The organism is Streptomyces malaysiensis subsp. samsunensis (genome assembly GCF_024519315.1).
Classification (GTDB): Bacteria; Actinomycetota; Actinomycetes; order Streptomycetales; family Streptomycetaceae; genus Streptomyces; species Streptomyces malaysiensis.
On the sequence record NZ_JANIIC010000024.1, the window covers coordinates 109179 to 130056 of the forward strand.

The 20878-nt window shown below is 72.2% G+C and carries 18 protein-coding genes and 1 pseudogene; 4 read left to right on the top strand and 15 right to left on the bottom strand.

The window, feature by feature from the left end; translation table 11 throughout:
• Nucleotides 1–2: 2 nt before the first annotated feature.
• The 3 genes and pseudogenes from NQU54_RS21315 to NQU54_RS21325 all read right to left on the bottom strand — a co-directional run.
• Nucleotides 3–881 (bottom strand): annotated as a pseudogene (locus tag NQU54_RS21315) (MFS transporter); the annotation flags it as partial.
• 158 nt (nucleotides 882–1039) lie between these two features.
• Nucleotides 1040–2239 (bottom strand): hypothetical protein, encoded by a 1200-nt coding sequence (locus NQU54_RS21320; RefSeq protein WP_257632437.1) that lies wholly within the window; start codon nucleotides 2237–2239, stop codon nucleotides 1040–1042.
• Nucleotides 2236–3183 (bottom strand): 5-dehydro-4-deoxyglucarate dehydratase, encoded by a 948-nt coding sequence (locus tag NQU54_RS21325; protein ID WP_093701624.1) that lies wholly within the window; start codon nucleotides 3181–3183, stop codon nucleotides 2236–2238. Before NQU54_RS21325 ends, NQU54_RS21320 begins: the two co-directional genes overlap by 4 nt.
• Nucleotides 3184–3489: 306 nt before the next feature.
• Here NQU54_RS21325 and NQU54_RS21330 point away from each other — a divergent pair, with 306 nt between their 5' ends.
• A complete protein-coding gene (locus NQU54_RS21330) occupies nucleotides 3490–4299 on the top strand; it encodes an NAD-dependent epimerase/dehydratase family protein (protein WP_257632438.1) in 810 nt (269 codons plus the stop codon).
• A 576-nt stretch (nucleotides 4300–4875) separates the two neighbouring features.
• On the opposite strand, the gene NQU54_RS21335 is transcribed toward NQU54_RS21330, so the two are convergent.
• From NQU54_RS21335 to NQU54_RS21350, 4 genes are all read right to left on the bottom strand, one after another.
• Nucleotides 4876–5025: a cysteine hydrolase family protein gene (locus tag NQU54_RS21335; protein WP_257632439.1), complete on the bottom strand. Its 150-nt coding sequence runs from the start codon at nucleotides 5023–5025 to the stop codon at nucleotides 4876–4878.
• Nucleotides 5026–5051: 26 nt separating this feature from the next.
• The gene (locus NQU54_RS21340) at nucleotides 5052–6476 is read right to left on the bottom strand and encodes an MFS transporter (RefSeq protein WP_257632440.1); all 1425 of its coding nucleotides are present in this window, start codon (nucleotides 6474–6476) and stop codon (nucleotides 5052–5054) included.
• Nucleotides 6473–6922 carry a MarR family winged helix-turn-helix transcriptional regulator gene (locus NQU54_RS21345; RefSeq protein ID WP_372505975.1) on the bottom strand — a complete coding sequence of 150 codons (450 nt, stop codon included), beginning with the start codon at nucleotides 6920–6922 and terminating at the stop codon, nucleotides 6473–6475. Before NQU54_RS21345 ends, NQU54_RS21340 begins: the two co-directional genes overlap by 4 nt.
• Before the next feature lie 95 nt (nucleotides 6923–7017).
• Nucleotides 7018–7581 carry a TetR/AcrR family transcriptional regulator gene (locus tag NQU54_RS21350; RefSeq protein ID WP_257632441.1) on the bottom strand — a complete coding sequence of 188 codons (564 nt, stop codon included), beginning with the start codon at nucleotides 7579–7581 and terminating at the stop codon, nucleotides 7018–7020.
• A 140-nt stretch (nucleotides 7582–7721) separates the two neighbouring features.
• On the opposite strand from NQU54_RS21350, the gene NQU54_RS21355 reads away from it, so the two are divergent.
• A complete protein-coding gene (locus NQU54_RS21355) occupies nucleotides 7722–8660 on the top strand; it encodes a DMT family transporter (RefSeq protein ID WP_257632442.1) in 939 nt (312 codons plus the stop codon).
• Here the strand turns inward: NQU54_RS21355 and NQU54_RS21360 are convergent.
• Nucleotides 8598–9509, bottom strand: a complete 912-nt coding sequence (locus NQU54_RS21360) for an NAD-dependent epimerase/dehydratase family protein (RefSeq protein WP_257632443.1) — start codon at nucleotides 9507–9509, stop codon at nucleotides 8598–8600. The two genes, NQU54_RS21355 and NQU54_RS21360, sit on opposite strands and share 63 nt — an antisense overlap.
• 106 nt (nucleotides 9510–9615) lie before the next feature.
• On the bottom strand, nucleotides 9616–10449 hold the full coding sequence (locus NQU54_RS21365) for a YwqG family protein (protein ID WP_257632444.1): 834 nt from the start codon (nucleotides 10447–10449) through the stop codon (nucleotides 9616–9618).
• A gap of 241 nt (nucleotides 10450–10690) precedes the next feature.
• Between NQU54_RS21365 and NQU54_RS21370 the strand changes: the two genes are divergently transcribed.
• Nucleotides 10691–11914: a TerD family protein gene (locus tag NQU54_RS21370; RefSeq protein WP_257632460.1), complete on the top strand. Its 1224-nt coding sequence runs from the start codon at nucleotides 10691–10693 to the stop codon at nucleotides 11912–11914.
• On the opposite strand, the gene NQU54_RS21375 is transcribed toward NQU54_RS21370, so the two are convergent.
• From NQU54_RS21375 to NQU54_RS21385, 3 genes are all read right to left on the bottom strand, one after another.
• Nucleotides 11867–12982 carry an LLM class flavin-dependent oxidoreductase gene (locus NQU54_RS21375; RefSeq protein WP_257632445.1) on the bottom strand — a complete coding sequence of 372 codons (1116 nt, stop codon included), beginning with the start codon at nucleotides 12980–12982 and terminating at the stop codon, nucleotides 11867–11869. The two genes, NQU54_RS21370 and NQU54_RS21375, sit on opposite strands and share 48 nt — an antisense overlap.
• 51 nt (nucleotides 12983–13033) lie before the next feature.
• Entirely contained in the window at nucleotides 13034–14482 is a 1449-nt protein-coding gene (locus tag NQU54_RS21380) for an alkaline phosphatase PhoX (protein WP_257632446.1), read from the bottom strand.
• Nucleotides 14483–14774: 292 nt separating this feature from the next.
• Nucleotides 14775–16328, bottom strand: a complete 1554-nt coding sequence (locus NQU54_RS21385) for a hypothetical protein (protein WP_257632447.1) — start codon at nucleotides 16326–16328, stop codon at nucleotides 14775–14777.
• Nucleotides 16329–16767: 439 nt separating this feature from the next.
• Here NQU54_RS21385 and NQU54_RS21390 point away from each other — a divergent pair, with 439 nt between their 5' ends.
• Entirely contained in the window at nucleotides 16768–18594 is a 1827-nt protein-coding gene (locus NQU54_RS21390) for a DUF8508 domain-containing protein (RefSeq protein ID WP_257632448.1), read from the top strand.
• A 156-nt stretch (nucleotides 18595–18750) separates the two neighbouring features.
• Here the strand turns inward: NQU54_RS21390 and dapD are convergent, their stop codons facing one another.
• From dapD to NQU54_RS21405, 3 genes are all read right to left on the bottom strand, one after another.
• A complete protein-coding gene (gene dapD / locus NQU54_RS21395; protein WP_257632449.1) occupies nucleotides 18751–19737 on the bottom strand; it encodes a 2,3,4,5-tetrahydropyridine-2,6-dicarboxylate N-succinyltransferase in 987 nt (328 codons plus the stop codon).
• A gap of 177 nt (nucleotides 19738–19914) precedes the next feature.
• On the bottom strand, nucleotides 19915–20499 hold the full coding sequence (locus NQU54_RS21400; RefSeq protein WP_257632450.1) for a TetR/AcrR family transcriptional regulator: 585 nt from the start codon (nucleotides 20497–20499) through the stop codon (nucleotides 19915–19917).
• Nucleotides 20499–20819: a DMT family transporter gene (locus NQU54_RS21405; protein WP_069869948.1), complete on the bottom strand. Its 321-nt coding sequence runs from the start codon at nucleotides 20817–20819 to the stop codon at nucleotides 20499–20501. The genes NQU54_RS21400 and NQU54_RS21405 overlap by 1 nt, the downstream gene beginning before the upstream one ends.
• Nucleotides 20820–20878 lie beyond the last annotated feature (59 nt).

Consider the following 20878-nt stretch of genomic DNA (forward strand, 5'->3'; position numbering starts at 1 on the left):
GGGGCCGGCCCAGGGCGGGGAGGGCGATTCAGAGCGTACGACCACCGGACAACCGGGATGCGGCCGTAGCGGGCGGCGAGCGTGCCTCCGGCGACCGCGCACACTGCGCCACCGGCGTAGAGCACGAACAGGGCGGTCGTACCGCCCAGTTCGCCGCCACCAGTACGCTCGCGCACGTAGAGCGAGATGAACGCGCTCAGCCCGACGAAGACGATCGAGCGGCACATGATGGCCCCGGACAGCCGGAGGAAGGAGGACCAGTCATCCCTTCCCGCTCCCCCGCGGCCCGCTCGCGCGGACCCGGCCGACCCGCCCGGGGCCCTCAGCGCCCGTAGCGCCGCCGCGCACAGGGCGGCTCCGGCGACGGCGGGGACGGCCAGCAGCGGGGAGGCGCGCAGGCCGCCGGTGGCGATGACGGCCGCGACCGCGAGGGGCGCGGCGGCGAAGCCGAGGTTGCCGCCGAGGGAGAACCAGCTCATCGCGGTGTGGCTGCCCCGGCTGGCGAGCCGGGCCACCCGGGCCGACTCGGGGTGGTACGCGGCGACGCCGATCCCGGAGACGGCGACCACCACCAGGGTCATCGCATAGGAGCCGGTGACCCCGCTCAGCGCCACCCCGGCGCCGCCCACCAGCGTGCTCACCGGCAGCAGCCATGGCATGGCCCACCGGTCGGTGAGCGCCCCGAACAGCGGCTGCACCACGGACGACAGCAGCGAGGCCGCCAGCACGACACCGGAGGCGGCGGCGTAGCTGTAGGCCCGTTCGGAGACGAAGAACGGCACCAGCGCGGCCACCGCTCCCTGGTAGATGTCCACACAGGCGTGTCCCAGGGACAACAGGGCGATGGGCCTGCGGTGTGGGGTGGTTCGGTTCTTCAGCACCCTTCGATCGTGGCGATGCCACGAGGTGTCGCGCTTCCGATAAACCGCCGACTCATGCCGGAAACCCGCCATGGGGGTGCGGCGGGCTTCCGGGCAGCTCGGTTCGGATCGGCTCCGCTCTGTTGAGCTCAGCTCAGGCCATCTCAGCCCATCTCAGCTCAGCTCAGCTCGGCGAGGGCCGTGCGGACGGCCTCGAGGTCCTGGTCCGAGGCCAGACCCGCGTGATACAGCCGGAGCTCATCCGCGCCCAGCTCCACCGCGTGGGCCGCGTCCTGGGCCAGCGTGGCCGGGCTGCCGCCCATCCCCGCCACCACCGTGAAGTTGGCGGCGAGCACGGTCCGTTCGGTCCGGTGCGGCACGAAGGGGAGCAGCACCCCGGAGCGTGCCGCCTCGCCCCCGGTGCAGGGCAGCACGACCCCATCGGCCTGCGCCAGCACATCGGCCGGGTCCACCCCGACGTTGGCGCCGAGCCGGTGCGGGGCCGGGTCGGCATGCAGCAGAACCCGGAAGTCCGCTTCCGCCGCGGCCCTTACGGCGGCCACGGCCTCGGCCCGCAGACTGCTCGCGATCCGGTCGCGCCAGGCCGCGAAGACGGCGGCGTGGTCGGCGCCGAGCAGCTTCTCGACCTCGGCCCACTCCTCCGCGCGGTCACCGCCGTCCGCGGTCGTCTCGCCCGTCCACACCGGTCGCAGCGCGCGCACGACCGCCTGGCGCAGCTCCTCGGCGTCGGCCCCGAGCTCCTCATAGCCCGCGCCGCAGCTCTCGCAGAAGCACAGCGACATCAGATACTGGCCGGCGCCGCCCAGCGGCACCCCGCCGATCTTGTCGTGGGCGTGCAGATGGGCGAGCCCGTACCAGCCGCAGGACTCCAGCTCGGTGCCGCGGGTGCCGGGCCGTACGGCGGCCTCGGCGGCCAGGTCCACCAGATAGGCGCGCACCTCGGGGCGGGCGATGCACGGCGCCCATGGGTAGCGGTCGCCGTAGGCGTTGCGCACGGTGATCCGCGGATGCTCCTCGCCCAGCCGGGTGTTGTGCGCGAGCACCACCCAGGCGTGGACCTCGAGACCGGCGTCGGCCAGCGCGGCGGCCGCCTCGCCGTACGGGTCGTCGCCCGGCACCCACGATTGCTCGTACGGCCGCAGTTCGCGCCCCTGCCAGCGCTCGGCGTCCGGCGGGTAGAGCACGGCCGCGTGGCGGGCGGTGACGATGCGGTGGCCGGGGTGACGCGGGGTCAGGGCCCGGGTGGAGTGGTAGGCGGAGGCCAGCGTCACCTGCCGGACGCCGAGATCGGCGATGCGGCGCGCGGCGTCCGGGTCTCCGACGACGTCCCAGGGGTAGACGAAGGCGGAGGCCCTCACCGCGCTTCCCCGTCCCCGTCCCCGATCAGCGCCATGCCGCGCTCGATCAGCTCGGTGAGCTCCTTGACATGGGCGGGGCTGGGCTCGCTCAGCGGCGGCCGCACCTCGCCCACGTCCAGTCCGCGCAGCCGGACGCCCGCCTTGACCAGCGAAACGGCATAGCCGCGGCCCTGGTTGCGCAGCTCGACCAGCGGCCGGTAGAAGCCGTCGAGCAGCTTGTTGACGGTCTCGTCGTCGCCCGTCATGAGGGCCTTGTGGAAGGCGAGGGCGATCTCGGGGACGAAGCAGAAGACGGCGGAGGAGTAGAGCGTCACGCCGATACCGCGGTAGGCGAGGCCGGTCAGCTCGGCGGTCGGCAGCCCGTTGAAGTAACGGAAGCCCCCGTCGGGGGCCTCTGCGCGCACCGCGCTGACGATGCGCTGCATCAAATCGAGGTCGCCGAGGCCGTCCTTGAGGCCGATGATGCCGGGCACCTTGGCGAGCCTGGCCACGGACTCCGGCTCCAGGACGGCGTTGTCCCGCTGATAGACGATGATGTCGAGGTCGGTCGCGCCCGCGAGGGCGCTGTAGTGACGGATCAGCCCCTCCTGACCGGCCACGACGAGATACGGCGGCATGGCGAGCAGCCCGTCCGCACCGGCCCGCTCGGCCAGCTTGGCGAACTGGATCGCCAGCGCGGTCCCGTACCCGGCGCCCGCGACCACCGGCACCCGCCCGGCGGCCTCGTCCACGGCGACCGCGACGCAGTCGTGGAACTCCTCGGGCGTCAGTGCGTGGAACTCGCCCGTACCGCAGCACGCGAAGACGGCGCCCGCCCCCGCGTCGATCCCGGCGCGGATGTGCGCACGGTAGATCTCCAGGTCCAGGGCGCCATCGGGACCGTAGGCGGTCACGGGGAAGAACAGCAGTCCGTCAAGGCGCCCGGCGAGTGAAGCTGAGGTCACGGCCTTCTCCCTGTCGTGTACACCGACCCGCCGTCACCCACCGACGCAGTGTGCACGTTTCTGATCGTCATCTACATTCATGAACAATCCTCACCGTAAGGCAGCCATCGGCCGCCGGTCAAGGGCGCCAACGGCGTGACACCACTCACCTGATGGCGAATTCCGCGCCGTCGCGCCACCCTTGACGGTGCATGCGCCGATCCTTACGGTGTCCATGAATCTGAACCACATACACGAATAAAAACCACATACGCGATGCCTCGCGACAACCCCATGACGCGACACCCCCACGGAGGAGATCCCCCCATGCCCGCTCCCCGCACCGTCCTCCTCACCGGCGCCGCCGGCGGCATGGGCACCCTGATGCGCGAACTGCTGCCGCAGTACGGGTACCAGCTGCGGCTGCTCGACCAACTCCCCATCGAGGGCGAGCCGGACGCGATCACCTCGGACCTGTCCGACCGGGACGCCCTGCGCGAGGCCGTACGGGGCGTCGACGCGATCATCCATCTCGCGGGCATCTCCCTGGAAGCCTCATTCGAGAAGATTCTGCGGGCCAATATCGAAGGCACGTACAACGTGTACGAGGCGGCCCGCGAGGCGGGGGTCCGCCGTATCGTCTTCGCCTCCAGCAACCACGCCGTGGGCTTCACCCCGCGCCCGGTGGGAGACGACCCGCTCATCCCGGTCGACACCCCGCGCCGCCCCGACACGTACTACGGGGTGTCGAAGTCCTTCGGCGAGGACCTGGCGTCGCTCTACTGGGACAAGTACGGCATCGAGACGGTCGCCATCCGCATCGGCTCCTGCTTCCCCGAGCCGACGACGGTCCGCATGCTGTCCATCTGGCTGAGCCCGGCGGACGGCGCCCGGCTGCTCCATGCCGCCCTTACGGCGGAGAACGTGGGCTACAGGGTGGTCTACGGCAGTTCGGGCAACACCCGCCCGTGGTGTGACCTCTCCTCGGCCCGCGCCCTGGGGTACGAGCCCCAGGACGACTCCGAGCCGTATGCGGCGAAGCTGATCGCGGAGCAGGGGGAGTTGGAGCCGGACAACCCCGACCATCAGCACCTCGGTGGCGCGTTCTGCACCAACCCGCCGATCTGGCCGCGTTGAGGGTTTCCGGTGCCGCGTTGAGCTTTCCGGTGCCGCGTTGAGGGTTTCGGGCTGGCCCGTGTGCGTATGGGCGCCGCTTACCGAGGCCAGGTGGTTTTGAGCATGGGGCCGGAGGTGGGGGGCGCGGCACCGCCGCCAGCTGCCGGACCGGTGGGATGTCGGGGTCGTGGCGGCTCAGCGGTGTGAGAAGTGCGGTCCGACCCGGAGTGCGGGCCGGTGGGTTCCATGGACCCCAGAGACGGCCCCTCCGGGTACCCTTCCAAAAAACGTTTGATCTGAAGCAACTTATTTGTCAAACGTTTTCCGAAGGGGTACCCCAACCCCGCGGCAGCCCGGTACAGCGAACCGGCCCCAGACCGGCCGACCGCCCCGCCCCCGCGCGCGGCAGTCCGGCAACGACCCCAGCCCCGGACCGCCGGAGCCGCAACGTCCCTCCACTCCCACCGGCCCGGCGGCCGGCGACGAGGACCGGGCCAGGCACTCCCCGACCCATGCTCAAATGCGCCGAAGGCGCGAGACGGCGCCGCACCCGACCGAGCCGAGCGGCCACGCGCCCCCGTCAGCACGACACCCCGCTCAGCCTGCCTTACGGGCCGCGTCGACCGCGCGGCTCACACGCGGCACATAGTCGGGGTCCTGGACGCGCGCCACGATGCCCTCTTGGACGTCCATCACCAGCAGAGCCGTCTTGTTCGCGCTCTCGCGCACACTCTCGTTCTCGTTCATGTTCATCAAGCCTTTCTCCGCTGCGGTCATCGAGCGGAAGAGGAATCTTCGGAACCGATACGGCCCAGCGAGCGGTCCACGACCGTCAGCGCCAGACACAGACCGGTGATGGCGAGCATGAACCAGGCCAGGCCGTGCAGCCCGCCGGTGTCGGCGCGGGCGCCGAAGAAGGCGCCGTTGGCGCAGGCGGCGACCATCGCGCCGAGGTAGAGGAAGGTGCGGAGCAGCCCCGCCGAGGAACCCATCCGCTCCGGATCGGCCTGGTGGTACACCGCGTTCTGAAGGGCGAGGTTGATCAGCCCCTGCGGTACGCCGAAGACCAGCGCGACGACGATCAGCAGCCATACCGCGCTGTCCGGCTGGAGCAGAAGCAGCAGGGCGCAGCCCACGATCTGCCCCACGCCCCCCACGAGCAGCTTGCCGCGCGCCGCGGCGCGGCGGCCGGTGACGGTGGACACCGCGATCCCGGTCAGGAACATGGGCAGTTGGGCGAGCCCCGCCTGAGAGGCCGTCAGCCCCCGGCCGTCCTGGAGCCACTGGGTGTAGCCGTACAGAAAGACGTACGAGACGACGGAGACGAGCAGGGCACGGGCGTACGTGAGCAGCAGGGGCACATTCCCGCCGAACACCCGCAGATCGATGAACGGCTCCGCCACCCGCAGCTCCCGCACCGCGAACCCGGCCGCCGCCACCGCCATCAGCACGGGCAGAAACCAGCGGTCGGCCCGGGGCTCCATCAGGAACAGCAACAGCGAGACGAGCATCGCGCCGAACAGCGCCATGCCGGCCAGGTCCAGCCGGACCTCCTTCGCGGCGGCGCGCTCCTCATGGGAAGCCTTGGGCAGGCGCAGGGCGCCGAGGAGCAGACCGGCCGCCGCGAGGGGAAGGTTGACGGCGAACGTGCTGCGCCAGCCGCCCAGTCCGATCAGCAGTCCGCCCAAGGGCGGTCCGAGGATCGCGACGGTCTGATTGGCGATCGCGAGCGTGGCGAGGACCCCGGCGGGGCTGTCCTTGCCGGTCCGCCGGGCCTCGCTGCGGATGAGGTACATCGAGGCCGGATAGCCCGCGCAGGTGCCGAATCCGAGCACCACCCGCGCGACGATCAGCGCCCCCAGGTTCGGGGCCAGCAGCCCGATCAGCCCCGCGATGCCGGTCAGCGTCGTCCCGGCGAGGAAGAGACGGCGCGGCCCGTAGAGATCGATCAGCCGGCCCACGACCGGCTGGCCTATCGCGGTGGCCAGATAGAGCGCGGAGACCAGCCAGGCCGTCTGCGACGGCGGCGCCCCGAACGCGGCGCCGATCGGCACCAACGACACGGAGATGATGGAGGAGTTGACCGGGTTCAGGACCGAACCCAGCATCATCGGCGCGAGCAGCCTCCGGTCGAAGGCGCCCGCCGGGTCCGCCCCGCCCCTCCGTCGTGTGAGCCGTTGTGTGAGCCGCTCGATCATGCGCGGCTGAGCCGGTCCAGCAGGGCCAGCGCCTCGAGGATGGTCTGCCGTTCCGCTTCCGTGTAGCCGGTCTCCAGGGCCCGGGTGAGCCATTCCTCACCCGCCCGCCGCTTGTCCTCCAGGAACGCGCTGCCCGTTTCGCTCACCGAGACCAACTGCCGCCGCCCGTCACCGGGGTCCGGACGGCGCTGGATCAGCCCACGGTCGTCCAGCGCGGCGAGCGTGGCCGCCATCGACTGCGGCCGTACGCGCTCGGCCGCCGCGAGTGCGCTGGTCGAGGCGGGGCCCTCCTTGCTGAGCCTGCTGAGCACGGACGTCTGCGAGGGGGTGAGTTCCTCGTTGTCGTACGTCTCCTTGAGCCGCCGCCGCAGCCGGCCGATCACCACACGGATCTCATGCGCGGCGCGCACGGCGGACACGGACATGCCGCCAGGGGTCTCTGCCATGCCCCTCACGGTATTTTCTTCAGTCCAGCCTGTCCAGTTCAACCTGTTCAGTTTGCCCTGGCCAACTCAGCCTGAACGGGCCGGGCCCGGCCGGGTCAGGTCCGGGCCCGCTCCAGCGCCCGCCGGGCAAGCCGGCGCGCGATGCCGACGGGGTCGGTGACCACCGAGAGCCCGTTCAGCACCGTGGCCCCCTCGTGGAGCAGCAGCAGTTCGTCCGCCAGCTCATCGGGGGCCGCCACGCCTGCCTGCTCGCACAGCTCCCGCAGATAGCCCCGCAGCCAGTGCTTCTGGTCGGCGATCACCTGCCGGGCCGGATGCCCGGCGTCCGGCAGTTCGGCGGCCGCGTTCACGAATCCGCAGCCGCGCGGGTTCTCGCGGCGCACCCACTCCGCGAGCGCGTCGAACGTGGCCAGGGCGCGATCGGCCGGAGGAGACTTCTCGACCTCGGCGGTGAGCCACGCCCGCCATCGCTCATCGCGCTCCCGCAGATACGCGGCGACCAGCGTCTCCTTGGAGCCGAACCGGTCGTAGAGCGTCTTCTTGGTGACTCCGGCGCGCTTGGCGATCAAGTCCACGCCGACCGCGTTGATCCCCTGCCCGTAGAACAGTTCGGCGGCGGTGTCGAGGACGCGCCGCGCGGCGGGGGTGAGGACTCCCATGTGCGCTTGCCTGTGCGCCTCCATGCCGTGATCGCCTCCCGGGGTTGACGACTAAACCGATCTGTTTAGTCTAGTGGGGCGAAGGAGTAAACAGACCGGTATACCCGGCACCCCGTAGCCCGATCAGAACGAGGACGCCCATGCCCATCAGCGCCGCCGTCACCTCCATCGGACTCGTCGTGATGTGGAGCTCCGGCTTCATCGGAGCCGAGCTCGGCACTCGGGAGGCCACCGCCGACACGCTGCTGATGTGGCGCTTCCTCGCGGCCGCCGCCGTGCTGGGCGGCGCCTGGCTGCTGCTGAGACGCCGCAGGATCCCCCCTCGCGCCCTGGTCGAGCAGGCGGCGATCGGGGCGCTTTCGCAGGGCGGCTATCTCGGCGGGATCGTCTGGGCGGTCGGACTCGGTGTGCCGTCCGGCACCGCCGCGCTGATCGCCGCGGTGCAGCCGCTCGCGGCGGGCGCGCTGGCCGGGCGGCTGCTCGGGGAGGCGGTCAGCCCGCGCCAGTGGGCGGGACTGGCCATCGGCCTCGGCGGGGTCGCGCTGGTCGTCCAGGGCGATCTGTCGGCGGGCCCGGCCGCCGCTCCGGCCTGGGCGTACGGGCTGCCCTTCGCCGCCATGGCGGCGCTGCTGGCCGCGAGCTTCCTCGAACGCCGGGTGCGGGCGCCGCTGGACCCCGTGGACGCCATACCGCTCCACTGCCTGGTCAGCGCCGTGCTGTTCACCGGGGTCGCGCTGGCCGGAGGCCATGCCGCGCCCCCGGCGGCCGGGGGCTTCTGGACGGCGGTGGTGTGGACCGTGCTGCTCTCCACGGTCGGCGGCTACGGCTTCTACTGGCTGAGCCTGCGCCGCAACGGCGTCACCCGCACCAGCGCGCTGATCTATCTCACGCCCCCGACCACGCTGGTGTGGGCCTACGCGATGTTCGGGGACGCCCCCGGGTGGACCGCCCTCGCGGGCGTGGCGGTGTGTGTGATCGGCGTGACGGCCGCTACCGCACGCCGCCGCCCCGGCCGGTCAGCGCAGCTCGCGGAGGATCCAGTCGGTGATCGAGCGGTGCCGCGGGTCCCAGCCGAGTAGCTCGCGGGCGCGGCGCGCCCGTACCCGGCTGTTGGCGCCCAGGGCGTGCCGGGCGAACGCGGGATCCCAGACGTTGTCCGGTGCGTCGGGGTCCCAGGGGCGGGGGCCGGGCAGGCCGAGGGCGCGGGCGACCGCCTCGGCGATCGCGCCGAACGACGCCTCCCCGTTCGCCACGAAGTAGAAGGTGCCCGGAGGCGTCTTCTCCAGCGCGCGGAGGTACAGGTCGGCGACGTCGTCGACATGGACGGTGGACCAGATGTTGCGGCCGGGGCCGACCTGGCGGACCACTCCACCCGCGCGGGCCTGCCGGACGAGCGCCGCGATCAGGACGCTCTCCCGGCCCGGGCCCCGGCCGTGCCCGTAGATCAGGCTGTCGCACAGCACCGCCGACCGCACGCCCTGCCCGGCCGCGCCCAGGACCAGACGGTCGATGGCGACCCGGGCCGCGCGAACGGGGTGGTCGGGTTCCCAGGACGAACCCGGGTCGAGGAGGTCCTCGCCGTGAACCGCCTCCGACGCCTCGCCCTCCGTTCCCATGCCGACCGTGCTGGAGCCGCTGGTGTGGATCAGCGGCTTGTCCGATCCGGCCAGGGCGGCGATGAGCGTCTCCACAGCCGCGCGGTGGTCGCTGTCGGCCGCGTTCACCACGGCGTCGGCCCGGCGGGCCCGCGCGGTGAGGACATCCGCGTCGTCGAGCGACCCCACCACGGGCTCGATGCCCAGCCGCGCGAGTCGCCCCGCCTTGGCCGGGTCGCGGGTCAGACCACTCACCCGATGACCGGCCTGGAGGAGGCGGACGGCGACGGTGCCGCCGATATAGCCTCTCGCGCCGGTGACGAAGACATGCATGGGAGGGGTGCCTCTCTGCCGGGGTCGGCCTCTCCGATGGGCCGGCCCGCAGAATCGATCGGCGCTCGGCGGATCCCCAACGGGGTTTGCCGGGACGGCAAACCCGTCAGCAGCACTGCCAGGTAAAGATGGCCTTCTCGAAGCGGCCCGCGGCCAGGTCGTCGGGGCGGATCAGCCAGTACAGCGCCCCGCCGTCACCCCACATCATGTCCGCGTCCTCGTCGGAGTCGAACTGCGCGAGCAGCACCCAGCGCCCCGCCTCCCGCTCGAGCCGCGGATCCTCCCACGACACGTCCCGCCCGCCCAGCGCGCCATGCGCCACCACGATCTCCACCGCGCCCTGAACGGACTGGGCATGGCCACCGATCTGATGGGCCACACCGCTCTGGTGACCCCATATCGCCCGCTCGAACGCGTCCGGGAACGCGCCCTCGCCGAACGCGGCGGTCAGCGCGGGCAGATCGAAGTCCGGGGCGCTCGGGCCCATATGGGCGGTCAGCGGCACCTCCGGGTACGGGGCGAGACCGGCCGGTGCGGGCCGCTCGGGCGCGTCGGCGGGCGCGGCCGGGAGGTGGAGCACACGGGCACCGGCCCAGGTGTCCGGGTCGGCGGTGTCGACCAGCGCGTCGTCGTCCTCGTCGCCGTAGTAGAAGAAGGCCAGACGGCCGGCGGCGGGCAGCGGGATGTCCAGCCGGTCCCCGGGCAGCGCGGCGCAGTCCACCTCCGCCACGAAGGCCAGCGGGCCGTGCCCCTCCCACACCGGCCAGTCCATGCCCTCGGACAGCCGGGGCAGTCCGCCGAGGCGGCCGACGACCGGATCGGCCGCCCCGGCCCGGCGGAGGTGGGCGGCCGGGCGCAGCAGCCCGGTCCAGCGGTCGGCGAGGTCGGCGGGCAGATGGGTGCGGGCCAGGGTGTGCAGCGCGTCGGGCTCGGTCGTCATGCGGACCATGGTGGCGGACGCCACCGACAGCCGAACGGAGCCGATCGCGACCGCCCCCAACTGACCGCAGCCGATCCCGACCGACCTCGACTGATCGCGGCCGACCACGACCGGTCGCGATCGTTCACGGCCGTTCACGGCCGAACCGGGCCGACCGCGGCGGGACATGGCATGGCAGAAGTCACCCCGCAGGTCAAGGAACCGTAAAGCGGGTGCGTTCGTTACCCCGGGCATGACCGCTATGACACCCGGCTCGAACCTTCCCCTCCCCGTCGCGCGCGTGGCGGTTGACGTCACCGCCCCGGTGCGGCTCGACGTATCGGGCCTGCTGCTCACCGCCAACGGCAAAGTGCGCTCCGACGACGACTTCGTCTTCTACAACCAGCCCGCCGGGCCGGGGGTGACCCATCGCGCCGGGACGGCGGGCGCGGGCGACACCATCACCGTGGACACCGCCGCCGTCCCCGCCGATATCGACAAGATCGTGGTGACCGCGAGCCTGGACGCGCCCGGGGCGACGTTCGCGGGCACCGAGCCGACCGCCACCGTGCGCGGCGCCGACGACGGCGCGGTGCTCGCCACGTTCACCCCGCCGCGGCTGGGCAACGAGACCGCGCTGGTGACCGTGGAGGTGTACCGGCGCAATGGGGCGTGGAAGGTGCGCGCGGTCGGGCAGGGGTATGCCAACGGTCTGGCGGGCATCGCCACCGACTTCGGGGTGACGGTCGAGGAGCCCGCGGCACCGGCCGCTCCCGTCGCCCCCGCCGCCCAGATGCCGCCCCCGCCGAGCGGTCCGCCCGCCGGTTTCCAGCCCCCGCCGCCGATGCCGACCGCCCCGCCGCCCGTTCCCCCGGCCGCGGCCCCCGCCGCACCGGCACCGTCCACCGGGAAGATCAACCTGGACAAGGGCCGGGTCAGCCTCCAGAAGAACCAGACGGTCTCGCTGGTCAAGGGCGGCCGCCCGGTGCTCAGCTCGGTGAAGATGGGCCTGGGCTGGGAGCCCGCCTTCCGCGGCAAGGACATCGACCTGGACGCGTCCGTGATCGCATTCGGTGTCGACCGTAAGAAGATCGACGCCTGCTTCTTCGGCAAGCTGGCCATCCTCAACGGCGCCATTCAGCACTCCGGCGACAACCTCACAGGTGAGGGCGGGGGCGACGACGAGTCCATCACCGTCCACCTCGGTGGCCTTCCGCCCGAGGTCACCGGCCTGGTCTTCACGGTCAACTCCTTCTCCGGCCAGAAGTTCACCGATGTGGCCAAGGCGTACTGCCGCCTGCTCGACGCCCAGAGCGGCGAGGAGCTGGTCCGCTTCGACCTCACCCACGCCGAGCCGCGCACGGGCGTGATGATGGCGAAGCTGATCAAGCAGTTCTCGGGTGAGTGGGAGATGACCGCGATGGGTGAGTACGTGGACTCACGCACCGTGCGCGGCATGGCCAAGCCCGCCGGCAAGGCCCTCTGACACCCGGCCGGGACCCGGATCGGGGCCCGGACCGGGGCCCACGGGACCGGAGTCGAGGTCGCCCGGCAGACCCGCCACACGGGCCAGGCGGCGGTAGGAGTCCAGCAGGGCCTCGCGGTCGTAGGTGCTCGTGGTGACCAGCACCTCGTCGGCGCCGCTGCGCTCGATCAGCTCCTCGAGCGCGGCGGCGACCTCGTCCTCCGTGCCGTACAGCTGGCCCCGCAGACCCCGCTCGTAGAAGCCGCGCTCCTTCTCGGTCATCTCCCGGGCCTCGACCTCCGGGGCCGGGGCCAGCGGCGGGAAGACGCCGTGGGTACGGGAGTAGGCCATCGCCCAGGCTTCGGGGAGCAGCAGCCGGCGGGCCTCCTCCGCCGTGCCGGCCACCGCCACATTGCCCGAGACCACGACATACGGGGCGGAGGACCACGGCGAGGGGCGGAAGCCCGTGCGGTAGCGGTCGATCGCGCGCAGCATCTCGTCCCGGCCCCGCAGATCGCCGATCACCAGGGACAGTCCTGCCTCCGCCGCCAGATCCGCGCCGGCTCCGGTGGCCAGGACGAAGACGGGCAGCCGCAGCCCTTCCGCGGGATGGGCGTGGACCTGGGGGTAGGCGCCCTGCTCACCGGTGAACCAGCCGAGCAGCTCGTCCAGCTGGGCGCCGAAGTCCCGCGCGGCGTCCTTCTGGGCGCCCAAGGCGCGGCGTATGCCGTCGGTGAAGCCGACGGAGCGGCCCAGGCCCATGTCGATCCGGCCCGGGAAGAGGGATTCGAGCACCCCGAACTGCTCGGCCACCACCAGCGGGCGGTGGTTCGGCAGCATCACCCCGCCCGTGCCCACCCGGATGCGGAGCGTGGCCGCCGCGACGGCGGACGCCAGCACCGTGGGCGCCGAACCGGCGACGCCGGGCACGCTGTGGTGCTCGGAGACCCAGAAGCGGTGGTAGCCGAGGGCCTCGGCGGCTTGCGCGAACCGTACGGTGTCGCGCAGCGCCTGCGACCGCTCCCGTCCCTGGCGGGTGCGGGAGCGGTCCAGGATGGAGAAGGGGGTGGTGCGCAGACGTGAGGTCACCCTCACGTCAACGCGTGCCCCGGCCGGGGGGATTCCCCCGGCCCCGTGCCGTCAGCGCTGGCGGCGCCAGGGGCCGGTGATCGCGAGCATGATGCCCGGCGTCTGGATGTTGGCGTACAGCGTCGATCCGTCGGGCGAGAAGACCACACCGGTGAACTCGCTGAACTCCGGCTCCTCCGCAGTGCCGATGTTCAGGTCGTTGCGCGCGATCGGGTACGTCCGGCCGTCATCGGTGGCGCCGAAGAGGTGCTGGATGCCCTCGCCGTCCTCGGCGATGACCAGACCGCCGTACGGCGAGACGGTGATGTTGTCCGGGCCGTCGAAGGCGCCGTCCTTGGACGGGTCGGGGTTGACGCCCAGCAGCACCTTGAGGGTGAGGGTGCGGCGCTTGGGGTCGTAGAACCAGACCTGGCCGTCGTGCTGGAGCGGGCTCTCCGCACGGGCGTACGAGGAGACGATGTACGCACCGCCGTCCGCCCACCACATGCCCTCCAGCTTGCGGGCGCGGGTGATCTCGCCGTCCTTGAACTGCTTGCGCACCGACACGGACTTCGCGTCGCGGTCCGGCACCGGAACCCAGTCCACGCCGTAGACCGTGCCGGTCTTGGTGGCGCGGGACAGGTCGTCCACGAAGTTGCCGCCCGAGTCGTAGCACTTGGGGGCCTGGAGCACACCCGCGTCGTCCTTGAGCGTGCCCAGCTTGCCCCGCCCGTGCTCGAAGCCGTGCGGCGGGACCCAGCGGTAGAGCAGGCCGTTCGGGCCGGAGGCGTCCTCGGTGAGGTAGAGCTCGCCGCGCTTGGGGTCCACGACGACGGCCTCGTGGGCGTACCGGCCCAGAGCCTTGATCGGCTTCGGGTCACGGTTGGCCCTGCGGTCGTGCGGGTCGACCTCGAAGACGTAGCCGTGGTCCTTGGTCATGCCGTTCTTGCCGGCCTTGTCCTCGGTCTCCTCGCAGGTCAGCCAGGTGCCCCAAGGGGTGCGGCCACCGGCGCAGTTGGTGGCGGTACCCGCGATGCCGACCCACTCGGTGACGTGGTCACCGTGCTTGGAGACCTCGACGACCGTGCAGCCGCCGGAGGCCGCCGGGTCGTAGACCAGGCCCTCGGTCAGCGGGACCGGGTGCGGCCAGTCGCTGCGGGGGCCGGCCAGCTCGTGGTTGTTGACCAGCAGCGTCGCACCGCGCGAACCCTCGAAGGTGGCGGTGCCGTCGTGGTTGGACGGGGTGGACTCGCCGGACTCCAGCTTCGTCTCACCGGTGCGGGTGATGATCTTGTAACGGAAGCCCTTGGGCAGGGCCAGGATGCCCTTGGGGTCCGCGACGAGCGGACCGTAGCCGAGCGACGAGCCGCCGTGGCCCTCGACCCCCGCGACGCCCTCCTCGGTCACCTCGGCGGCGAGCGCGCCGGGTGCGGTGGCGAGCACCCCCGCGCTTCCGACCAGGGCGAACCCGGCCCCGGTGTACGCGGAACGCCTCGCGAAGTCTCTTCGGCTGAGCGGCATGTCTTCTCCCGAGCGCAGGATGGTGTCCTCCGGACTGCGGCCATACGTTTCCGTCCCCGGCCGAACATCAGTTGAACGGCGCGCGACATCAACGGACGAATGACCGCCGATCCCTTATACGGTGCGCAGGGGGTTACGGCTCCGACGCGGCGAGCGACTTTCCCCGCCCGCCGGGCGCTGTGCGGGCCCCGGAGGGCCCGGCGGCCGCCCCGCGATCACGTCCGCGGGGAGCGGCCGCAGGCCCGGTGCACCCGCAGGGCGGGCAGGGCGGCGGCACGCCCACCAGGGGCAGCTATGCCCGGGAGCGTGCCTTGAAGGCGGCCTTACGGGCCTCCTTGGCGGCATTCTTGTCCGGGTGCAGCCGCCCCATCGCCTCCAGGACATCCGCGGTCGCCGGGTGGTCCACCCGCCAGGCCGAGTCGAAGAAGCTCCCGGACTGGTCGACCAGGCCCCGCACCAGATCCCGCAGCTCGGCCGAGTCGCCCTCGGTGGCGAGCTGGGCCGCGAGGGTGTCCACGGTCAGCCAGAAGACCATCTCCTCCGATGGCTCCGGAACATCCGCCACCCCGCGCTCGGCCAGCCAGACCCGGGCCAGCCCGCCCAGGTGGCGGTCGTCGAGCACCTCGCGCAACGCGGGCTCGGCCTCGACCCCGGCCAGCGAGAGCGTCTGCTGGCAGGTGAGGCGGCGCAGCGGCGCGTCCTCGTCGTCACCACGCGCGGCGGCCAGCAGCTCCCGGGCGGCCTCCTCGGGCGTACGGCGGGCCAGCCACTGCTCGGCCTCGGCCTGTGCGGCGGGCTCGGGGTGGCCGGGGAGGGCGTCCAGCAGGATGCCCGCGCCCTTGTCCGCCAGGTCGCCGACGGCCGGGGCGTCGATGCCCGCCTCGACCATCCGGGCCCGTACGGCGTAGACGCCGAGCGGGGTGAGCCGCACCATGCCGTAGCGGGAGACGTCCTCGTCCTCGAACTCCTGGGCCGTCTCGGGCTCCTGGATCCGGCCCTCGCCGTCGACCTCCTCGATCAGCGCCTCGTCCACCGGCTGGTAGTCGATCAGGCCGGTCGGGGCGAGCAGCCGGAACTGGTCGTCCAGCCGCACCATCGCCTCGGAGACCTCTTCGAGGATGTCGTCGGTGGGCTCGTCCATGTCCTCGGGGACGATCATGGATGCGGCCAGCGCGGGCAGCGGTACGGGGGCCGCGGCGGCCTCCTCGTCCAGGGCGGTCAGCAGATAGAGGTTGCCCAGCACCCCGTCGAGGAACTCGGCCTCCTCCTCCGGGTTCCAGTCGAGCGCGTCGAGGTCGAGCTCACCGTCCTCGCCGATCTGGTCGGCGATGTCGTTCAGATCGGGGGCGGCGGCGTCGGCCAGCACCGTCTCGAAGCCGTCGAGCCAGATGTCCAGGATGTCGCGGGGGCCGCCCTCGGCGATCAGCCGCAGCTCCGCACCGCTGGTCGCGACGGCGGAGAAGCCGCCCACGGCCGACGCCTCGCCGTCCGCCGGGTCGGGGTCACCGTCGCCGCCGCTCCCGTCGCCGGGCCGGGAGGACGACGCCTCGCCGGGCGTCGGCTCCTCGGACTCCTCGATCTCGACCAGCCCGGTGTCGACGGCCAGCTGCCACGCCTGCGCCGCGTACAGCGGCCCGTCCTCGTCCCCCGCGAGCCCCAGCAGCTCGGCCGCCGCCGACAGCTCGCTCTCCGGCAGCGCCCCGCCCGACGCGACCGGCCGCCCCGGCTCGGCCCAGCGGGCCAGCCGGACCGCGCGGGCGAGAAGTGGCGCGGCGAGTGCGTCCCGCGCGAGGTCCGCGTCGGTGTGAAGCCGTACGGGCGGCATGGTGGGGCGCTCTTCTGGCATGGGCGGACGTCACTCCTCAGGGGCACGGAAGTCGTGCGCGCGAACGCGGGGGTATGGGGGCTGTGGAGCTAGGGGGTCTCAGGGCCGTGGAGCCATGAGGGTATGGATATGCGGGCGTACGGGCGCGGGTGCGCGGGCACGGCCCGGACCCCAGCGTAGACGGAACGGGACGGCACTTTCGTCCCGATGTGGTCCCGCGCCCCATCCCGTGCCACGGCAACCGGTGATTTCGGCCGACAGGCCCCTCGCACCGGCCGGTGCGGACCCGGGAAAGCGGCCGGTGCGAGGGGGCGTGCGGCCGCGCTCGTTCATGCCCCCGTCCCGCCTCCGCCGTGCGCGAGCCATCCGTCCTCCCTTGACAACTTACTTGGCGAGGAAAGAGATTGACGCGCGTAGAGGCGTCTTTTTCGCCATTCGCTCCTTTCCGGAGGCCACCACCATGTCCCTTCGCGCCCCGCGCGGACCCGTCGCCGTCACCGCCGTCGCCGCCTCCGCCCTCGCGGCCGGGCTGCTCGCCGTGCCCTCCTCGGCCTCCGCCGCCGAGATCCGCGTCCATGACATCCAGGGCAGCACCCGAATATCCCCGCTCGCCGGGCAGCAGGTGGCCGACGTCCCCGGCACGGTCACGGCGATACGCTCCTTCGGCTCGTCGCGCGGCTTCTGGATCCAGGACCCCCGGCCCGACAAGGACGCGGCCACCAGCGAGGCGATCTTCGTCTTCACCGGATCGACCACGCCGTCGGCCGCCGTGGGCGACTCGGTGCTGGTCTCCGGGACGGTGTCCGAGTACTACCCGGGCGGCAAGGACGCCGGTCTCCAGTCGCTCACCGAGATCTCCAAGGCGACCTGGACGGTCCGCTCCTCCGGCAACGCGCTGCCCGCCGCGTTCCGGCTCAGCCCCGCCACGGTCCCCGACCGCTACGCGCCGGAGGCCGGCGGCGAGTCCATCGAGGGGCTGACACTGCGGCCGCGCTCCTACGCCCTGGACCGCTATGAGTCGCTGGAGGGCATGCGGGTCTCGGTCGAGAACGCCCCCGTGGTCGGCGCGACCAACACCTACAAGGAGCTGTGGGTCACCGCCGAGCCCCACCACGAGCGGACCGCGCGCGGCGGCGCCCTCTACAGCTCCTACCGCGACCCGAACGCGGGCCGGGTGAAGGTGGTCTCCCTCCTCCCGTACGCCGAGCGCCCCTTCCCGGTGGCGGACGTCGGCGACGCGCTGACCGGCACCACGGCCGGACCGCTGGACTACGACAACTTCGGCGGCTACACGATCGCGGCCGACACCGTGGGCGAACGGGCCGACCACGGCCCCGAGCGGGAGAGCACCCGCAAGCAGAAGGCGGACGAACTCTCCATCGCCACCTACAACGTGGAGAACCTCTCTCCCAAGACCGCCCAGTCGAAGTTCGACCGGCTGGCCACGGGGCTGGTGGGGCACCTCGCCTCGCCGGACATCGTCGCGCTGGAGGAGGTCCAGGACGACAACGGCGCGACCGACGACTCGGTGGTGAGCGCCGACGCCACCCTGAAGAAGCTCACGGACGCGATCAAGGCGGCGGGCGGCCCCTCGTACGAGTGGCGCCAGATCGACCCGGTTGACGACCAGGACGGCGGCGAGCCGGGCGGGAACATCCGTGTGGCGTTCCTCTACAACCCCGAGCGGGTCTCCTTCACCGACATCCCGGGCGGCGACTCCACCACCCCGGTGACGGTCGAGACGAAGGGCGGCAAGGCCACGCTGTCGGCCTCCCCGGGCCGTATCGACCCGGCGAACGACGTCTGGAAGGACAGCCGCAAGCCGCTGGTCGGGCAGTTCTCCTTCCAGGGCCGCCCGGTGTTCGTGGTCGCGAACCACTTCAACTCCAAGGGCGGCGACCAGGGCCTGGACAGCCGCTTCCAGCCCCCGGCCCGCTCCTCGGAGACCCAGCGCACCGGACAGGCCACGGCGGTCAACACCTTCGTCAAGTCGCTGCTGAACGCCGATCCGAAGGCGGCGGTGGTCGTCGCGGGCGACCTCAACGACTACCAGTTCGCACCCGCGCTGGCGGACCTCACCAAGGGCGGAGTGCTGACCGACCTGGTGACCCGGCTGCCGAAGGACGAGCGCTACGGCTATGTCTACAACGGCAATTCGCAGGTGCTGGACCACATCCTGACCAGCAGTGCGCTGCGCCGGGCCGACTACGACATCGTCCACATCAACGCCGAGTTCGCGGACCAGTCCAGCGACCACGACCCGCAGGTGGTCCGGCTACGCCCCTGAGTGGGGCTCGGGGGTGCCGGGGGCCAGCCCCCGGCACCCGGGAAACTACCGGCAAGTGGCGCACCGTTGTGGGCAATCGTTCCGGGCGGAACGGGTGGGCACAACACCACCCACCGCCCCGCACCGGGCAACGAAACCCAAGGCGCGCGCCCCAACTCAATTGTGGCTGTGCAGCGCCTCGTTCAGCCCACCCCACGAACCGGTGCGAGGCAGCGCCTCAACCGTCCCCGTGATGGAGTTGCGCCGGAAGAGCAGGTTATTCGCACCGGAGAGCTCCAGAGCCTTGGCGATCTTGCCGTCCGGGAGCGAGACACGGGTGCCCGCCGTCACATACAGCCCCGCCTCGACGATGCAGTCGTCGCCCAGCGAGATGCCCAGGCCCGCCTCGGCGCCCAGCAGGCAGCGCTCGCCGATAGTGATCGTCTGCTTGCCGCCGCCGGAGAGGGTGCCCATGATCGAGGCGCCGCCGCCGATGTCGGAGCCGTCGCCGACCACGACGCCCGCGCTGATCCGGCCCTCGACCATGGAGGTGCCCAGCGTGCCGGCGTTGAAGTTGACGAAGCCCTCGTGCATGACCGTGGTCCCGGGCGCGAGGTGCGCGCCGAGGCGGACCCGGTCGGCGTCACCGATGCGGACACCGGAGGGGACGACGTAGTCGGTCATCCGGGGGAATTTGTCGACACTGGTCACCGACAGGTGCGCTCCTTCGGCGCGGGCGGCGAGCCGCGCCCGCTCCACCTGGTCGGCGGCGACCGGGCCGAGCGAGGTCCAGGCGATATTGGCGAGCAGGCCGAACTGGCCGTCCAGGTTCAGGCCGTGCGGCTTGACCAGCCGGTGGCTGAGCAGATGCAGCCGCAGATAGACGTCGTGCGCGTCCAGCGGCTTCTCATCCAGCGAGGCGATGACCGTGCGCACGGCGACGACCTCGACGCCGCGCCGGGCGTCCGGTCCGACCGCCTTGAGGGCGGTCTCGCCCAGCAGCTGCGTGGTGCGCTCGGCGTCGAGCCGCTCGGTCCCGGCCGGGCCGGGTTCGGCGGTCAGCTCGGGGGCCGGGAACCAGGTGTCGAGGACGGTGCCGTCCTCGGTGAGGGTGGCGAGACCGGCGGCGACGGCGCCGGTGCGGGTGGTGGGTGCATCGGTCATGCTCAGAACGCTAACCGGAGCCGGGCCCGGGAGGCGAACCGGTCTCAGCGACCGGTCCCGACGGCCGGTCCCGGCGAGCGATCCCAGCGACCGACCCCAACAGCCGGTCCCGACGACCAACCCCAACGACCGGTCCCGGCGACCAATCCCGGCGACCAGCCGCCACCAGCGGCCACCTCACCGACCGGCGACATCGCCGGATGACGCGGCCCCGCCCCGCCCCTCCCCGGTCACCCGCTCGAACGCCCCCCGCGCCTCGGCCCGGTCGAAGGGCCGCCCGGTCAGCAGGAGCTGGAGCAGCAATCCGTCGAACAGCGCGCCGACCTGGCGCGCCACCTCCAGATCGCCGGTCCGCCGCGCCAGCAGCTCCGCCGTGTCGTCGAGGTAGCGGGCGACGATCGGCCGCACCGAGGCGCGCCGCAGGGCGGCGAGATACAGCTCGTACTCCAGCTCCAGCCGATCGCGGTCCCCCTGGAGCATCCGCTCCATCAGTTCGGCCATCGCATCGGCGGGCGACGTCTCGGGGGGCGCCTCGCGCACCCAGCGCTCCACATCGGCCAGCCACTCGGCGTTGACCTGCTCCAGGGCGGCGACCAGCAGATCGTCGAGGGTCGCGAAGTGGTACGTGGTCGATCCGAGCGGCACATCCGCGGCGGCGGCCACGGCGCGATGGCTGAGCGCCGCGATTCCGCGCTCCCCCACCACCGTGATCGCGGCGTCGATGATCCGCTGCCGCCGCTCGGGGTCGTAGCGGCGCGCCATCAGTGGGCGCCGTTCAGATTGAGCACCACCACACCGGCGATGACCAGCAGCACGCCGAACACCTTGGCTGCGGTCATCGCCTCCCCCAGGAAGAGCATGCCGATCGCGGCGATGACGGCGGTCCCGGCCCCGGACCATATGGCGTACGCGGTGCTGACGGAGATGCTCTTGAGCGTATGCGCGAGCAGCACGAAGGACAGCAGATAGCCCGCGCCCGTGGCGAGCGAGGGCCAGAGCCTGCTGAAGCCCTCGCTGTACTTCATCGAGGTGGTCGCCAGGATCTCGGCCAGGATGGCCCCGGAGAGTGTCACATATGCCATGCGTACGAGCGTACACAACGATGCGTACGGCCGTACACAACCGGATTCGGCGGCTCCGG

Coding starts and splice junctions, on each gene's coding strand:
- NQU54_RS21330 (WP_257632438.1), top strand. CDS start 3,490: ATGCCCGCTCCCCGCACCGTCCTCCTCACCGGCGCCGCCGGCGGCATG.
- NQU54_RS21335 (WP_257632439.1), bottom strand. CDS start 5,025: ATGAACGAGAACGAGAGTGTGCGCGAGAGCGCGAACAAGACGGCTCTG.
- NQU54_RS21340 (WP_257632440.1), bottom strand. CDS start 6,476: ATGATCGAGCGGCTCACACAACGGCTCACACGACGGAGGGGCGGGGCG.
- NQU54_RS21345 (WP_372505975.1), bottom strand. CDS start 6,922: ATGGCAGAGACCCCTGGCGGCATGTCCGTGTCCGCCGTGCGCGCCGCG.
- NQU54_RS21350 (WP_257632441.1), bottom strand. CDS start 7,581: ATGGGAGTCCTCACCCCCGCCGCGCGGCGCGTCCTCGACACCGCCGCC.
- NQU54_RS21355 (WP_257632442.1), top strand. CDS start 7,722: ATGCCCATCAGCGCCGCCGTCACCTCCATCGGACTCGTCGTGATGTGG.
- NQU54_RS21360 (WP_257632443.1), bottom strand. CDS start 9,509: ATGCATGTCTTCGTCACCGGCGCGAGAGGCTATATCGGCGGCACCGTC.
- NQU54_RS21365 (WP_257632444.1), bottom strand. CDS start 10,449: ATGACGACCGAGCCCGACGCGCTGCACACCCTGGCCCGCACCCATCTG.
- NQU54_RS21370 (WP_257632460.1), top strand. CDS start 10,691: ATGACACCCGGCTCGAACCTTCCCCTCCCCGTCGCGCGCGTGGCGGTT.
- NQU54_RS21380 (WP_257632446.1), bottom strand. CDS start 14,482: ATGCCGCTCAGCCGAAGAGACTTCGCGAGGCGTTCCGCGTACACCGGG.
- NQU54_RS21385 (WP_257632447.1), bottom strand. CDS start 16,328: ATGCCAGAAGAGCGCCCCACCATGCCGCCCGTACGGCTTCACACCGAC.
- NQU54_RS21390 (WP_257632448.1), top strand. CDS start 16,768: ATGTCCCTTCGCGCCCCGCGCGGACCCGTCGCCGTCACCGCCGTCGCC.
- dapD (WP_257632449.1), bottom strand. CDS start 19,737: ATGACCGATGCACCCACCACCCGCACCGGCGCCGTCGCCGCCGGTCTC.
- NQU54_RS21400 (WP_257632450.1), bottom strand. CDS start 20,499: ATGGCGCGCCGCTACGACCCCGAGCGGCGGCAGCGGATCATCGACGCC.
- NQU54_RS21405 (WP_069869948.1), bottom strand. CDS start 20,819: ATGGCATATGTGACACTCTCCGGGGCCATCCTGGCCGAGATCCTGGCG.